Genomic DNA, 16,455 nt, shown 5'->3' with positions numbered 1-16,455 from the left:
CGGTCACGAGAGCAACGTCACTGGGTCCCCACCTTCGCGGGGATGACGGTTTTCAGTGAGAGCCCCTCTCCCGTTTACGGGAGAGGGGTTGGGGTGAGGGCCGCCGAAGACCGTGCAACGAAATGCCGGCCCGGCGGACGACGCCCCTCCGCAGACACAAGCCCAGCAACAGCAGGTCACCCACTGCGTTCGGGACGACAGGCAACGCAAGCTTCACGCAAAGAAGGGAAGAACCAAGAACAGGACATTTGCGGAAATCACCCATCAATCACGCGTTGATCGCCCCACGCAAGGGTCGCTATTTTGCCAAATCGGCTCGCGGTGTTTTCGCAATCCATCGGTTGTATTGAAATGTTCACGAAACGGCACTTGACACGTTGAATGCCGCTCATGACGAAAGTCATAGTCGGGTCGCCCTCGGGAGAAGGGCAATCACTGACTTTGGGAGAGGAAGAAGTGTCGAGAACAACAATGAATCGTGCGCTGCGACGCAGCGCGCTGACGGTGGCGCTTGGCCTGTGCTTCGCATCGAACGTCCAGGCGCAGTCCAACACCGCCGGTGCCGTCTTCGGCCAGGCAGCCGCCGGCGACACGGTGCTGGTGGAGAATCCGGCCACCGGCTTCAAGCGCACCATCACGGTGGGCAGCGACGGCCAGTACCGGGCATCGGCACTGCCGACCGGCAACTACAGGGTGACCCTGCAGCGCACAGACGGCACCAGCACCACTCGCGAGAACGTCACCGTCAACGTAGGTACGGGCACCTCGGTCAACTTCGCTGCGGCGCCGACGGGCGAGGCGACCACGCTCGAATCGATCCGTGTGACCGGCGCGGCGATGGTCAATCCGATCGACGTGTCGTCGGTCGAGTCCACCACCATCCTCACCGCCGCGCAGATCGCAAAGATCCCGGTTCCGCGCGACCTGACCAGCGTTGCGCTGCTGGCGCCGGGTACCGTGAAGGGCGATGCCGCGTTCGGCAACCTGCCGTCGTTCGGCGGCGCATCGGTCGCCGAGAACGGCTACTACGTCAACGGCTTCAACGTCACCAATTCGTTCAAGGGCCTGAACTTCGCCAACATTCCGTTCGAGGCCATCGCCGAGCAGCAGATCAAGACCGGCGGCTATGGCGCCGAGTTCGGTCGCTCCACCGGCGGTGTCATCAACGTCATCACCAAGCGCGGTACCAACGAATTCGAGGCCGGCGGCAACATCTTCTGGGAACCGGAATCGCTGACCGAGACCGACCCGAACCTGTACTACCCCAGCGGCGATCTGGTCGAGATCAACTCCAAGGACAAGGGCTCCAACACCACCACATCGGTGTGGGCCAGCGGCGCCCTGGTCAAGGACAAACTGTTCGCCTACGGCCTGCTGCAGTACGGCATGGACGACCGCGATGTCTACCCGGGCACGTTCGACGGCATCGTTGGCGATCGCAACTACACCGACGAGACCAAGTCGCCGATGTGGCTGGTCAAGCTCGACTGGAACATCAGCGACAACCACCTGCTCGCGCTGACGGCGTTCTCGGACAAGCGCAAGACCGAGTCGAAGTACTACCACACCGTCTTCGGAACCGACGCTGCCCCGGACTGGACTCCGAGCCGCGGCAGCTACGCCGGCACCGACAACTTCGAGAACGGCGGTACCAGCTACTCGCTCAAGTACACCGGCTATCTCACTGACACCTTCACCCTGTCGGCGCTCGCCGGTCATGGCGAATTCCGCCGCTTCAACTACGGTGTCTCGGCAGGTGGCATCAGCCAGGAATACACCGGCAACGTCGGCGGCCCCGTCGCCGGCTGTCCGTGGGTGGTGGATGCGCGTCCGTCGGTGGTCAACGGTGTCAACCAGGAGATCACCGGCTGCTGGTTCGTCGACAGCCTCGGTCGCACTGATGCCAAGGACACCCGCGACCAGTTCCGAATCGATGCCGAATGGCAGCTGGGCGACCACCTGCTGCGCGGTGGTGTCGACATCGACAACTTCGAGACCGTCGATGGCACCTCCTACGCCGGCGGTGAGCAGTGGCGCTATGGCCGTTACACGCCCATCGGCGGCACGCCCACCGAGAGCGTCGTGCGTCGCCGAGTGTTCCAGTCCGGCGCGACCGTGAAGGTCGACCAGCGCGCCTATTACATCGAGGACAACTGGAGCATCACCGATACGTTCAACGCCTACCTCGGCCTGCGCTGGGATACGTTCGACAACAAGAACGGCGTCGGCGACACCTATGTCAAGATCGACAACCAGTTCGCGCCGCGCCTGGGCTTCTCGTGGGACGTCAATGGCGACTCGTCGCTGAAGATCTTCGGTAATGCAGGTCGCTATGCGCTGCCGCTGACCGCCAACGTCGCCATCCGCGGCGCCAGCGCTTCGCTCTACAGCGAGGAGTACTTCTCGTACACCGGTGTCGATCCGGTGACGGGCGCCCCCACCGGCCTGGTGCAGGTCCTCAATCCGGCCAACGGCGAGCCGATCCGCTATCTCAACAACGAGTTCGGCCTGGGCAAGGATGCCAAGACCATCGCCTCGTCCAACCTGGAGCCGATGTACCAGGACGAGTACATCCTCGGTTTTCAGACCCAGGTCAGCGAAGGCTTCTCGGCCGGCGCGCGTGCGATCTATCGTGACCTCAAGCGTGCGATCGACGACACCTGCGACTACCGTCCGGTGTTCGACTGGGCCGAGCAGAACGGCTACGAGATCAACGACGTCAATCCGGGCTTCCCGTACTGCCGCCTGTACAACCCGGGCAGCGACGGTGAGTTCACGATGGACGTCGACGGTGACGGCACCTTCGAGCACATCACCATCCCCGCCGACGTGCTGGGCCCGAAGGCCAAGCGCACCTACAAGGCGGTCGAACTGTTCGCCGAAGGCCAGCTGACCGACAAGTTCTTCCTGCAGGGTTCATATACCTGGTCGAAGAACAAGGGCAACACCGAAGGCGGCGTGAAGTCGGACATCGGCCAGGCCGATACCGGCACCACCCAGGACTTCGACTACCCCGAGTTGATGGTCGGTGCCGACGGTTACCTTCCCAACGACCGTCGCCACTCGTTCAAGCTGTTTGGCAACTACGAGTTCAACGACCAGTGGAGCGCCGGCGCCAACCTGCTGGTCCAGTCTGGTCGGCCGATCAACTGCTTCGGCTACAACGGCGCAGGCGACAGCGGTTACGCCAACGGCTACTTCTGGTGTGACAAGGGCGATGGCAACGGCAGCCAGCTGGTCCCGCGCGGTACCGCCGGCCGTACGCCGTGGACCCGCACGCTCGACCTCAACGTTGCCTACTCCCCGGCGATCGCCAACGGCGAGCTGACCTTCAAGGTCGACGTGTTCAACGTCACCAACGAGCAGGAGCCGGTGGCCGTGTACGAGTACGGCGAGGATGCAGGCGGCACGCCGCAGCAGGGCGGCACCGCTGCGGACGGCACGCAGTACGCCAACATCTACGGCTACCCGACTGCATGGCAGGCCCCGCGTTCGGTTCGCTTCATGGTGCAGTACCGCTTCTGATCCCAGCGCTGATGTGTTTTGGAACGGCCGCCCCTCGGGGCGGCCGTTGCGTCTGGGCAATCCGTGATCAGTGTCGGGAACTGAACGATCGCAGCCGGGCCGGGTGGGGTATCGCCGCGGCCGCTGCGTTGTGGAGGGCATGGGAATGCCACTGTCGACGCCAGCCGCACCAGGGACGGGCAGCACCGCGTCGCGGGCGGCCGTGTCGGTCAGGCCGGGCGCATGCTACAAATTGCGCGTTCGCGGTCGACCCGTCCGTACCGGAGCCAGCCATCCCTGTCATGCGCACGAGCGTTCGCCCCACCTTCGCTTCGAACCGGAACCGCTGCCGTTGCGGTGGCGCATGCCGCGTGGCGGGGTGAACGACGCAATGGCCGAGGCGATGCTGCCGTCCCCGCCGCGAGAGGAAGATCACGTCACCGCTGCGCCGGCCGCGGACGGCGACGGCTTCGATCAGTTCCTGCGCGAACACCAGGTGCAGTTGATCGCCTTTCTGGCGCGACGCGCCGGCGAAGAGGACGCCAAGGACATCGCCCAGGAGGCGATGGTCCGCCTGATGCGCTACCGCGCCCAGCCGGCGGACCAGTTGCGCCCGCTGATGTACCGCATCGCCCTGAACGTGCTCAACGACCGCGGCCGCCGCGACTCGACGCGGCAGGTATCGGCGCATGTCAGCCTCGACCAGGATTTCCTCGGCCTGGTTTCCCCGGAGCCCAGCCACGACCAGCGCATCGCCCTTGAGCAGGAGTTGGCGCTGGTGCGTACAACGATCCTGCAAATGCCCGAGCGCTGCCGCCAGGTCTACCTGCTCAACCGGATCGAAGGCATGAGCTACAGCCAGATCGCAAGCCACTGCGGAATTTCGGTGAAGGCCGTGGAGAAGCACATTGGCAAGGCACTGGGATTGTTGCGGCTGAAGCTGAAGCAAAGCGGTAGCCGCCGCGAGGACAAATCATGAGTACAGGGATGTTCGACCATGACACCGGTGTAAGCCAGGCCGAAGCCTGGCTGGCGCGGCTGATGTCGCCCGAGTGCGAGCCGCAGGAGCGTGCCGCTTTCGAGGACTGGCTGGCGCAGTCGCCCGACAACATCGCCGCCTACCTCGAGGCCGAGCGCATGCATGCCCTGGCCGCGGGCCTGGGCTCGGACGATCTGTTGCGCGCTGCCGCCCACGCGGCCCGGCGCAAACCCGTGGCAGCGCAGGGCAACCGGCGGTCGTGGCTACCAACGGCCGCCGCCGCCGTCCTGGTCGTCGCGGTGGCCACCGCCACCTTGTGGCCGCGCCCGGCAGAGAAGGCGGTCGTCCAGCAGTTCATGACGGCCCAGGGCGAGCAGCGCGAGATCACCTTGTTCGACGGCACCGTGCTGCGCCTGGACACGGGCTCGGAAATCTCGACCCGTTTCGACGGCCGCCAGCGACTGGTCGAGCTGGAGCGCGGTCGCGCCCAGTTCGTGGTAGCGGCCGACCCGGACCGACCGTTCCTGGTCAAAGCCGGCCCCGGTACCGTGCGCGACATCGGCACGACGTTCCAGGTCAGCCGGATCGATGGGCAGGTCAACGTCGGGCTGCTCGAGGGGCGCGTCGACGTATCGGTCGGATCCGGCGCCGGCGTTCGCCGCAGCGAACTGGCACCTGGCGAGCAGATCAACATCGATGGCAACGGCGCCATCGGAGCCAGGCAACCGCTCGATCTGGCTGCGGCGCATGCCTGGCCGCAGGGCGACCTGGTGTTCCGCCAGCGACGGCTCGACGAGCTGCTGGTCGAGATGAACCGCTATTCGCAGGTGCAGCTCCGACTCGACGACCCGGCACTGGGCTCGTTGCAGGTCAGCGGCGTGTTCCACGCCGGAGACCAGGAGGCGCTGGCGGCCGCGCTGGAACGAGGGTGGTCGCTGCGGGCGCAGCGCGAGGGCGCTGAAGAGATCGTCCTCTCCCGTTCGACTCAGTAGTCGCCGGGCGCCGGAACCGCTGCTTGCGCCATCGCGCAGGCGCGGCGCAAGCGCCGCGGGCAGCGGATTGCCACCCCAGTCGGGCTCCCGTAATGTGCGCCACAGGGCAGCCCGTTCACCGGACGAATGGCCAGGTCGTACCGTTTCACCCTTGCCATCGTCGGCGCACTGTCATGGGGCTGCCTGGCGGCTGTCTGTTCCGCGGCCGAAGAGGGCGCCGCAGCGGTCCGCGTGGTTGTCCCGGCCGGCAAGCTCGACCGCGCGCTGCAGGCGCTGGCGACGCAGAGCCGCACCCAGATCCTCTATGCCCCCGGACTGGTCGAAGGGCGCAAGGCCCCCGGCCTGCAGGCACGCATGCCCCCGCACCGGGCGCTGGACCTGCTGTTGCAGGGCACCGGCCTGCGCGCGGTGCAGGTCAATGCCAATACCTTCCTGATCGAGGAGGAGAGCGCGTCGACGAGCATTGCGCCCGGGGCGCAGCCGGCGCGGGGCGATGCCCCCACCGAGCTGGATACGGTGCAGGTCACCGGCACGCACATTCCGCGCTCGAGCCTCGAAGTGGTCACAGCGGTGCCGCTGACCCGCATCACCCGCGCCCAGATCGAGGCCAGCGGCTACCAGACACTGTTCGAGTTGCTGAGCTACCAGCCCGGCATGGTCAGCCACCATCCGGTCGACGTCGCCACCGACGGCGGTTTCCAGTCGCAGCAGCCATTCTCCGCCGCGGCCACGACCAGCCTGTACGGGCTGGGACCGCGCGCAACCTTGTTCCTGCTCGACGGCCGACGCATGGCCAACTACGGGTTGGCGTCGGCCGATCTGGGCGGATTGACCGATCTCAACGGCATTCCGTTGAGCATGGTCGAGCGCATCGAGATCATCCGTGGCGGCGCCTCGGCCATCTACGGCGCCGACGCGATGGCCGGCGTGGTCAACATCATCCTGCGCAAGGGCCAGGTGGGCGGCGAAGCGGTGGCCCGCTATGGATTGTCCGAGCGTGGCGATGCCGAGCAGCGACGGTTCTCCTTCAACTATGGCCAGGTCGCCGATGATGGCGGCAACTGGTCGATCAGCGCCGATTACCTGCATCGCGACGCACTGCTCGGCCAGGACCGGGCCTGGCGCAGCGCCGACCTGCGCCGCCTGGGCCTGCGCGACCAGCGCGTCCCGCTGGCCTACTTCAGCGATGAAGGCATTGAGCAATGGGCCTGTCCGGACCGGATCCGCGATGACGCCGGCGAGTGCTATCTCGACAAACCCCGTTACGTCACGCTGCAACCGGAACTGGAGAGCACCGCGGTCTTTGGACAGATCCGGCAGCCGCTGAGCGACAGCGTCGAGCTCAGCGCTTCGTTACGCTTGAGCCAGGTCCAGCAGCGGCTGCAGGGAGCGCCGTTCCATGCCGCCGTCTTCCTGCCTTTTGGTCACCCCGACGACTGGTTCCAGGGAAACGCCACCGTTCTCAATTACGCCTTCTTCGACATCGGCCTGGTGCGCAGCCGCAGCACCGCGCGCAGCGGTGACCTCACCCTGGGCCTGGACGGCTATCGCGGCGAGTGGCAGTGGCGGCTGGATCTCGCCCACCACCGCAATGACGTCGACAACTCGATCGACGGACTGGTGAGCAGCAGCGTCCTGCAGCGTGCGGTCGATGAGGTGACCTACCGCTTCAACGGCGCCGGCAACCCGCCGGCGCTGCTGGCCGAACTGTCGCCGCGGGTGCAGGTGGAGGGCGATGCGCAGTTCGACCAGCTCGCCTTCAGCGCCAACGGGCCCTGGTTCTCGTTGCCGGGCGGGGAAACCCAGGCTGCGGTCGGCATGGAATGGAATCGCGATGCGCTGGACAATCGTCCCGATCCGCTGATGATCGCCGGCGACATCGCCCTTGGCGCGCAGAAGATCGACATCGACGAGCATCGCTACAGCTCGGCCGTCTACGCCGAACTGAGCATGCCGGTGACGACCTGGCTCAATGCCGACCTGGCATGGCGGATCGACCATCGCCAGGGCTATGACAGCAAGTCCTCGCCGATGCTCGGCCTGAAGTGGAAGCTGTCGTCGTCGCTGACGCTGCGCGGCACGGCCGCGTCCGGCTATCGCGCTCCGACGTTGTTCGAGTTGCGCCGCCCGACCGCCTCCGATTCGGTCGACGTCGTGGAGATGACCGACGCCCTGGCGCCCTGCCAGTTGTCGATCCAGGACGACGACGGCGTTACCTATTGCCTGGTGTCGCTCGGCGGGATGGAGAATCCGGACCTGCAGCCGGAAACCTCGCGCAGCTACATCCTCGGCATGGTGTGGGCGCCGACGACCGACTTCGACGTCAGCCTCGACCGCTTCCGCATCCTGCGCCGCAACGAAATCCTCAGCACGAACGCGCTGGGCAATCCGTCGGCCTTCCCCGATGCCCTGGTGCGTGACGAGCAGGGCGGGTTGTATGCGATCAATGACTATTTCACCAACGTCGGGCGCACCGAAGTGGACGGCTGGGAGTTCCAGTCCGAATATCGCATCGCCACCGTCGCGCACGGCAGCTTCGTCCTGCGCCTGGCAGCGAGCTACCTCGATCACCTTCGGCGCCAGGCCAATGCCGCCAGCCCGGAGCTCGACTACGCCGGTCACGGCACGCCCAAGCGCTCGGTGCTGGCCGGCGCGGAGTGGACGGTGGGCGACTGGATCGCTGCGCTGAACCTCCACGAGCTCGGGCCGTCGGACGTTGCCGCACCGGGCGAGCCATGCCCGCAGCGCAATGCAAGCGTGCGCAAATGCCGCACGCCCGCCTGGACCGCGGCCGACCTCTACCTGGCCTATGTCGGCCTTGCCGGCTGGCGGTTCTCGCTCAACATCAACAACCTGGCCGACCACCAACCGGTCAACTACGACCCCGACAAGCTCGGCTACGACATCGCCTACGACGACCCGCGCGGTCGCTTTTACCTGCTGAGCGCGGGGTACCGGTTCTAGGGTTCCGGGAGGGGACGCGGTGCGTCCATGGTCCGCTGCCCGGCTGCCTCGATGCGAACCAGACTTGCTGGCGAAAAAAACCGTCAGACGGGGTAGGGGGGTAGGGCGTCGCCTGCGTTACTGGCCATGACCTTCCGAAAGGAAGGCTCACGCGCCATGGATGGCGCACCTATTCGTCGCATCGACAACGTTCGCGCTGCCCCGCGGGCTGTACTGGTGGTAAAGGCTTCCGGATGAAGCATCACGCGCCATGGATGGCGCAACTCAATTGATGCGGCCAGGCTCCGCGCGCCTTCCCCCGCGGATCGCGAAGGTCGTACCTGCAGTCTTCCGGATGAAGCATGGGGCGCCAAGGATGGCGCCAGTTTCGTCCGCGCATCTCTCTTCCCTCATCTTCGATCACGAGTGCGCTGCACATTCTTCGTGCCAACTGCGCATTCATTGATCGCCACACTCGTGCGCATTTCGTGCGTGCTTTGAGACGATTCTCATATACGTTCCGCGATCGTAATGGTCAGATGAGGCGTCCGCGAATTTTGTGTGATTGGGGCTGCGACACAGCATCAGCTGTCTGATTCTCGGCAGGCATTCGTGTGCGCGGATCGCGCATGTCGCGTCGGCGAGCTTTGTCGCACCAAAAGGTAGAACGAACTGCGTAGTTTGCGCGCCAGGAGGGTGCGTAGCCGGGTGGGTTACCACGGACCCACGCCGGTCAGTGCCGGGGGCTTCCCCCCTGCGTCCGGCATGTCTGGGGAAGTCGACGGATCGGCTTCTCCAGACTCTTTATCGGTCCTCGACGCCACGAATCCTGTGTACCGTTTCTGACGGTAAGATCGCGCGTGGGCGCATGAAACTCGCGCACCGGCAGCTCCTGTTCCCGATTGATCGCCGGCCTCGGAAGGAAAGCTGGCTGAGCCAGGCATCGTCCCAAAGCAGCAAGGCCGCGATTGCTCGCGGCCTTGCTGTTTGTTGCGTGCGCCGGAAGCGCCGGTGGCTTACGCCAGGCCGGCCTGCTTCATCACTTCGGCAGCGTAGTCCTCGACGACCTTCTCGATGCCTTCGCCAACCGCCAGGCGTTGCATGGTGACGACGTCGGCGCCGGCGGCCTTGAGCACCTGCTCGACGGTCTGGTCGGTGTTGAGCACGTACGGCTGGCCGTACAGCGTGACCTCGTTGACGATCTTGGCGATCTTGCCGCTGATGATCTTCTCGAGGATCTCGGCCGGCTTGGCCTTGTCCTTCTCGGACATCTTGGCCAGCTCGATTTCCTTTTCCTTGGCCACGAACTCGGCCGGGACGTCGGAGGCCTTGATGTGCGGCGGGTTCATCGCGGCAACGTGCATGGCGATGCCACGGGCCAGTTCCATGTCGCCACCCTTGACCTCGACCAGCACGCCGATGCGGCCGCCGTGGACGTACGCGGCCACGTTGTTGGCGCTGTCGACGCGGGCGAGGCGACGGACCTGCACGTTCTCGCCGACCTTGGAGATGACGGCGGCGCGGGTTTCCTCGACGGTCTGGCCGTCGACCTTGGCCGACTTCAGCGCTTCGGCGTCGGCGGCGCCGGAGGCCAGGGCGGCCTTGGCGACGGCTTCGGTGAAGCCCAGGAAGTTGTCATCCTTGGCGACGAAGTCGGTCTCGGAGTTGATCTCGACCAGCACGGCCTTGCCGCCGTCCTGGGCGACCGCGATGCGGCCTTCGGCAGCGACGCGGTCGGCCTTCTTGTCGGCCTTGGCCAGACCCGACTTGCGCAGCCACTCGGCGGCAGCGTCGATGTCGCCGTTGTTCTCGACGAGTGCCTTCTTGCACTCCATCATGCCGGCGCCGGTGCGCTCGCGCAGTTCCTTGACGAGGGAAGCGGTGATTTCAGCCATGGGGATTACCTCGGAATTCGTTGGATGTGCGGATGGCGCCAAGAGTCGCGCAAGCCGTGGCTGGCCCGTGCGTGGCGCGTCCGCTGATCAAATGCAGCACGACCAGAGCGATGCGGCCGCGCATGATCGCGCGGCCGCATGACGCGGGTCTTACTCGGCGGCGTCGGCCTTCTTGGCCGGTGCCTTCTTGGCCGGGGCGCGGCCGCGCGGGGCCTTGCGCTCGGCGCCGTTCTCTTCGCCTTCGGCGGCTTCGGCGAAGTCTTCCTCGCGCACGCCTGCCGGCGTCGGCGCAGCGGCCTTGCCTTCCAGCACGGCGTCGGCGGCGGCACGGGCGTACAGCTGCACGGCACGGATGGCGTCGTCGTTACCCGGAATGGCGTAGTCGACCAGGCCCGGGTCGTAGTTGGTGTCGACGACGGCGATGACCGGGATGCCGAGCTTCTTGGCTTCCTTGATCGCGATGTCTTCGTGGCCGATGTCGATCACGAACAGCGCGTCGGGCAGGCGGTTCATTTCCTTGATGCCGCCCAGCGAGGCTTCCAGCTTGTCGCGCTCACGGCGCAGGCCCAGCACTTCGTGCTTGACCAGCTTCTGGAAGGTGCCATCGGTCTCGGCCGCTTCCAGCTCCTTCAGGCGCTGCACCGACTGCTTGACGGTGCGGAAGTTGGTCAGCGTGCCGCCCAGCCAGCGCTGGGTCATGTACGGCATGTTGCAACGCTCGGCTTCTTCCTTGATGGCTTCGCGCGCGCTGCGCTTGGTGCCGAGGAACAGGATCATGCCGCGCTTCTGGGCGATGCCCGAGATGAAGTTCATCGCGTCATTGAAGAGCGGAACGGTCTTCTCGAGGTTGATGATGTGGATCTTGCCGCGGGCGCCGAAGATGTACGGGCCCATCTTCGGGTTCCAGTAACGGGTCTGGTGGCCGAAGTGGACGCCTGCTTCGAGCATCTGGCGCATGGTGATCTGGGGCATTGCAAAACTCCAAGGCAGTGGAACCGGCCGCCGGATAGGTGTTGGCGGCTGCCCGCGGCAGGGCCGGGGGCAATGGTTCCGGGGTTGGGCCTCCCCGCTGCTTCCGTGACCGAACCTGCCGGTCCCGAAGGACTGCAGGCACCCCGGCACGAAGGGTTGCAGCGGGTGTGTATTCGCCTGCTCGGGGCCTGCTGGCCCGGTTGCTGCGCCCGGCGTGGGCGGTTGGGAAGGCACGAAGGCCCGACCAAGCCGCGGGATTATAGCCGTAACGCACTGTTACGGGCAAGCTGGGGGTCGGTCGGACCCTGAACGGGCCGCAGATAGGCGATAATGGCGACATGGCCATCACCATCAAAACCCCCGAAGAGATCGAGAAGATGCGCGTCGCCGGCCGCCTGGCCGCCGAGGTCCTGCAGGTCGTCGCCCCGCACGTGAAGGCGGGCGTGACCACCGAGGAACTGGACCGCATCTGCCACGATCATATCGTCAACGTGCAGAAGGCGATCCCGGCCAATGTCGGCTACAAGGGATTCCCCAAGACCGTGTGCACCTCGGTCAACAACGTCATCTGCCACGGCATCCCGAGCCCCGGCAAGGTCCTCAAGGACGGCGACATCGTCAATATCGATGTCACCGTGATCAAGGACGGCTGGCACGGCGACACCAGCCGCATGTACCTGGTCGGCGAGCCGTCGGTCATGGCCCGGCGCCTGGTCGATGTGACCCGCGAGGCGATGTTCCGCGGTATCCGCACGGTTCGTCCGGGCGCGACCCTGGGCGACATCGGCGCGGCGATCCAGCAGTTCGCCGAAGCCGAACGTTTCAGCGTGGTGCGCGAGTACTGCGGCCATGGTATCGGCCGGATCTACCACGAGGACCCGCAGGTGCTGCACTACGGCCGCGCCGGCGAAGGGCTGGTGCTCAAGCCGGGCATGACCTTCACCATCGAGCCGATGATCAACGAGGGCGCGCGCCACACCAAGCTGCTGCCCGACGGCTGGACCGTGGTCACCAAGGACCGCAAGCTCTCGGCGCAATGGGAGCACACGGTGGTGGTCACCGACGACGGGGTCGAGATCCTGACCCGCGTGCCCGGGGACGACAACGACCTATGACGGCTCCGGTCGCCGACGCCGGATCCACCTCCGCGGGATCGGCGGCGCGACCGGCGGCGCAGGAACCGGGTGACCAGGCGCTCGCCATCCGCAGTGCGCTGGCTGCGGTCAGTGCCGGCCTGGCACAACGTTTCGACAGCGACCCCGACGCCGACATCGACCGCCTGCTGCAGGCGCGGACCGGCGCGGTCGACACCCAGGTGCGCGCCGCATGGGCCAGCTGCCTGCCGACCGACGCGCCGCTGGCACTGTTCGCGGTCGGCGGCTACGGGCGCGGCGAGTTGTTCCCGCAATCGGACATCGACCTGCTGGTGCTGGCGGAACCCGACGCCCAGCTCGCCCACGGCGAGGCGCTGGCCGCATTCGTCGCACTGCTCTGGGATGCCGGCCTGCCGGTCGGCCACGCCGTGCGTTCGGCGGCGCAATGCACCCAGGCCGCCGCCGACATCACCGTGCTCACGGCGATGCTGGAAGCGCGCCCGCTGATCGCCACCGTCGAGGACATGCATGCCTTGCAGGTGGCGACGGCGCCGAGCCAGGTGTGGCCGGCGCGCGAGTTCTTCGGCGCCAAGCGTGAGGAACTGCGCCTGCGCCATGCCCGCTACGACGACACCGCCGACAACCTCGAGCCGAACCTGAAAGAAGGCCCCGGTGGGCTGCGTGATGTGCAGACGCTGCGCTGGATGGCACTGCGCATCGTCGGCACCGGCGACCTGGAGTCGCTGGTCGCGATCGGCCAGTTCGGTGCCGACGAGCTGGCCACGCTCGAACGGGAACGCCGTGCGCTGTCGCGCCTTCGCTTCGGCCTGCACCTGGTCGCTGGCAAGCGCGAGGAGCGGTTGCGGTTCGATTACCAGAAGCTGCTGGCGGAACGGTTGGGGCATGTCGACAACGCCGACACGCTTGCCGTCGAGCAGATGATGCAGGGCTTCTACCGCAGTGCCGCACTGGTGCTGCGCATCGGCGAACGCCTGTTGCAGCGTTTCGAAGAGCAGATCGAAGGCGAGACCGCACCGGTCCTCATCGACCATGCCTTCGAACTGCGCCGCGATTACCTGGCCGCGCGCGACCCGCAGTGGCCGCGCGATGCCTACGATGTCTTCGCGCTGTTCGCCGTGTGGGCCGGGCACGATGCCGTCCGCGGCCTGCACTCGCAGACTGCGCGCGCACTGGCCGAGTCGCTGTCGCGGGTGCCGGCGTTCCAGCAGGCCGAGCCGGCCTTGCGGGAACGCTTCATCGCGCTGCTGCGCGGGCCGCACCCGGTGCACGCGCTCGAGCGCATGGCGCGACTGGGCGTGCTGGGGCGCTGGATCCCGGCGTTCGCGAAAGTCTCCGGGCGCATGCAGTTCGACCTGTTCCATGTCTTCACCGTCGACCAGCACACGCTGGCGGTGCTGCGCAACCTGGCGCGCTTCGCCTCGGGCATCGTCGACGAACGCTTCAGCATCGCCCATGAAGTCTGGCCGCGCCTGCGCAAGCCGGAGCTGTTGCTGCTGGCCGGTCTGTTCCACGACATCGCCAAGGGCCGCGGCGGCGATCATTCCGAACTTGGTGCCGGGGATGCGCGGATCTTCTGCAGCACGATTGGACTTTCGCGTGCCGACACCGCGCTGGTCGAATGGCTGGTGCGCCAGCACCTGCTGATGTCGGTGACGGCGCAGAAGCAGGACATCGCCGACCCGGAGGTGATCCATCGCTTTGCCGGCAAGGTCAACGATCGCGAGCATCTGGATCATCTCTACCTGCTGACCTGCGCCGACATCGCCGGCACCTCGCCCAAGCTGTGGAACGCATGGAAGGATCGGCTGCTGGCCGACCTCTACACGGCCACGCGCCTGGCGCTGCGGCGTGGACTCGAGCATCCGGTCGCCGGCGTCGAGCGCGCCAGCGAAACCCGCGATGCCGCGCGCGCGATGCTGGCCACGCTCGGCTTCGGCGACGAGGATGTCGATCAACTCTATGCGCGCATGCCCGAGATCGGCTTCCAGCGCAGCCGCCCCGACCAGATCGCCTGGCAGGCGGCATCGCTGCGCGGCGTGGCCGCAGGCGAGACGCGCGTGCGTGCGCGTCCGGTCGGCGAGCATGCCGGTGCACTGGAAGTGTTCGTGCATTGCCGGGACCGCGATGGCCTGTTCGCCGCGATCGTGGCCACGCTCGATCGTCTCGGTCTGGCGATCCAGCAGGCGCGCGTGCTCGATGGCCCCAACGCGATGATCTTCGACAGCTTCGAGGTCGTGCCGATCGACCCGCGCTGCCCGCCGGGCATCGACGAGGTCGAGCAGCGCCTGGCCGCGGTGCTCGACGGTCCGCTCGACCGCATCAAGCCGACCCGCCGCACGCAGCCGCGCCACCTGCGGCATTTCCGCATCGCCGCGCAGGTCGGCTTCGATACCCTCGATGACGGCCGCACCATGCTCAGCCTGGTCTGCACCGATCGGCCCGGACTGCTGGCCGACGTCACCCAGGCCATCCGCAGCCAGGGCCTGCGCGTGCACGATGCGCGCATCGCCACCTTCGGCGAGCGCGCCGAGGACGTGTTCCAGCTCACCAGTACCCAACCCGACGGGCGCGACGGCGCGCTCGATGAAACGCAACAGGAGGCCCTGCGCGAAGCGCTGCTGGCCTGCCTTGAAGGAGATCGTTGATGAGTTCCGAGAAGAAGCCTGCCCGCAAGACCACCGGCAAGACCGGCCGCAAGGCCGTTCGCAAGAAGGTCGCGCCGACGGGTCCGGGTGTCGATGAACTGAAGTTCATGGTCGACAGCGCCTTCGAGCGCCGGGCGATGCTGACTCCGGACGAACTGGAAGGTTCGACGCGACCGACTGTCGAGCGGGTGATCTCGGGCCTTGAGAGCGGCGAGTTCCGCGTCGCCGAACCTGACGGCAAGGGCGGCTGGACGGTCAACGAGTGGCTGAAGAAGGCGGTGCTGCTGTACTTCCGCGTCAACGACATGCAACTGATCGAAGGCTATCCCGCGCCGTACTGGGACAAGGTGCCGGCGCGCTTCGACGGTTTCGGCGAGGCCGATTTCCGCAAGCTCGGCGCGCGCGTCGTGCCCGGTGCGATCGCCCGCCGCGGTTCCCATATCGGCAAGGACGTGGTGCTGATGCCGAGCTTCGTCAACATCGGCGCGCATGTCGGTGAAGGCACGATGGTCGACACCTGGGCCACGGTGGGTTCGTGCGCGCAGGTCGGCAAGCATTGCCATCTGTCCGGCGGTGCCGGCATCGGCGGCGTGCTCGAGCCGCTGCAGGCCTCGCCTACGATCATCGAGGACCACTGTTTCATCGGCGCCCGTTCGGAAGTCGTAGAAGGTTTCGTCGTCGGCCACCACAGCGTGATCGGCATGGGCGTGTTCCTCGGCCAGAGTACGCGCGTGTACAACCGCGCCACTGGCGAGATCACGTATGGCTACGTGCCGCCGTACAGCGTGGTCGTCTCCGGCCAGCTGCCGGCCAAGGACGGATCGCATTCGCTCTATTGCGCGGTGATCGTCAAGCAGGTCGACGCCAAGACGCTGTCGAAGACCAGCATCAACGAACTGCTGCGCGGATTGGCGGACTAAGACCCAACACTCCCCGTCATTCCCGCGAAGGCGGGAACCCAGCGCCTTGTTGCCGTGACGCGACAGTCACTGGGTCCCCGCCTTCGCGGGGATGACGACAGACCCAAGTGGATTGACCATGACCACGCTCTACGGACTCAACAACTGCGACACCTGCAAGAAGGCCCGCAAGTGGCTCGACCGGTTCGGTCTGGCCCATGCCTTCGTCGATTACCGCGACGAGCGCCAGTCTCCCGAAACGCTGGTGCAATGGAAGGACCAGCTCGGCGGCTGGGACGCGATGATCAACAAGTCGTCCGCCACCTGGCGGAGCTTGCCCGACAATCGCAAGACGCCCGGTTCGGACGCCGAATGGAAGCTGCTGCTGAAGGAATACCCGCAGCTGATCCGCCGTCCGCTGGTGATGACCGACGACGGCAAGATCAGCCAGGGCTTCAGCGACAACGGTTTCAAGCAGCGCTTCGGCGTCGGCGCGCTGGGATGACGGCAT

Annotated in this window: 10 protein-coding genes; 8 read left to right on the top strand and 2 right to left on the bottom strand. The window is 66.4% G+C overall.

Annotation, left to right across the window (positions count from 1 at the left end; all coding sequences use genetic code 11):
* The first annotated feature begins 471 nt into the window (after positions 1 to 471).
* The 4 genes from AC3A3X_RS08200 to AC3A3X_RS08185 all read left to right on the top strand — a co-directional run bounded on the left by AC3A3X_RS08200 (position 472) and on the right by AC3A3X_RS08185 (position 8,439).
* Positions 472 to 3,525 carry a TonB-dependent receptor gene (locus AC3A3X_RS08200; protein ID WP_487582535.1) on the top strand — a complete coding sequence of 1,018 codons (3,054 nt, stop codon included), beginning with the start codon at positions 472 to 474 and terminating at the stop codon, positions 3,523 to 3,525.
* Between the two features lie 145 nt (positions 3,526 to 3,670).
* Positions 3,671 to 4,483, top strand: coding sequence for an RNA polymerase sigma factor (locus tag AC3A3X_RS08195; protein ID WP_487582534.1), 813 nt, complete (start codon positions 3,671 to 3,673; stop codon positions 4,481 to 4,483).
* Positions 4,480 to 5,475 carry a FecR family protein gene (locus tag AC3A3X_RS08190; protein ID WP_487582533.1) on the top strand — a complete coding sequence of 332 codons (996 nt, stop codon included), beginning with the start codon at positions 4,480 to 4,482 and terminating at the stop codon, positions 5,473 to 5,475. Before AC3A3X_RS08195 ends, AC3A3X_RS08190 begins: the two co-directional genes overlap by 4 nt.
* A gap of 126 nt (positions 5,476 to 5,601) precedes the next feature.
* On the top strand, positions 5,602 to 8,439 hold the full coding sequence (locus AC3A3X_RS08185; RefSeq protein WP_487582532.1) for a TonB-dependent receptor domain-containing protein: 2,838 nt from the start codon (positions 5,602 to 5,604) through the stop codon (positions 8,437 to 8,439).
* A gap of 995 nt (positions 8,440 to 9,434) precedes the next feature.
* Here AC3A3X_RS08185 and tsf read toward each other — a convergent pair.
* Both tsf and rpsB read right to left on the bottom strand, forming a co-directional pair.
* Positions 9,435 to 10,313, bottom strand: coding sequence for a translation elongation factor Ts (gene tsf / locus AC3A3X_RS08180; protein ID WP_487582531.1), 879 nt, complete (start codon positions 10,311 to 10,313; stop codon positions 9,435 to 9,437).
* 150 nt (positions 10,314 to 10,463) lie between these two features.
* On the bottom strand, positions 10,464 to 11,285 hold the full coding sequence (gene rpsB, locus AC3A3X_RS08175; protein ID WP_487582530.1) for a 30S ribosomal protein S2: 822 nt from the start codon (positions 11,283 to 11,285) through the stop codon (positions 10,464 to 10,466).
* A gap of 338 nt (positions 11,286 to 11,623) precedes the next feature.
* Between rpsB and map the strand changes: the two genes are divergently transcribed.
* The 4 genes from map to AC3A3X_RS08155 all read left to right on the top strand — a co-directional run bounded on the left by map (position 11,624) and on the right by AC3A3X_RS08155 (position 16,449).
* Entirely contained in the window at positions 11,624 to 12,400 is a 777-nt protein-coding gene (map, locus tag AC3A3X_RS08170) for a type I methionyl aminopeptidase (RefSeq protein WP_487582529.1), read from the top strand.
* On the top strand, positions 12,397 to 15,045 hold the full coding sequence (gene glnD, locus AC3A3X_RS08165; RefSeq protein WP_487582528.1) for a [protein-PII] uridylyltransferase: 2,649 nt from the start codon (positions 12,397 to 12,399) through the stop codon (positions 15,043 to 15,045). Before map ends, glnD begins: the two co-directional genes overlap by 4 nt.
* The gene (gene dapD / locus AC3A3X_RS08160) at positions 15,045 to 15,965 is read left to right on the top strand and encodes a 2,3,4,5-tetrahydropyridine-2,6-dicarboxylate N-succinyltransferase (protein WP_487582527.1); all 921 of its coding nucleotides are present in this window, start codon (positions 15,045 to 15,047) and stop codon (positions 15,963 to 15,965) included. Before glnD ends, dapD begins: the two co-directional genes overlap by 1 nt.
* Before the next feature lie 118 nt (positions 15,966 to 16,083).
* A complete protein-coding gene (locus tag AC3A3X_RS08155) occupies positions 16,084 to 16,449 on the top strand; it encodes a Spx/MgsR family RNA polymerase-binding regulatory protein (protein ID WP_487582526.1) in 366 nt (121 codons plus the stop codon).
* Positions 16,450 to 16,455 lie beyond the last annotated feature (6 nt).

It is taken from the genome of Lysobacter sp. Soil_N_23 (assembly GCF_057656135.1).
This window is presented reverse-complemented; position numbering and strand designations above follow the sequence as displayed.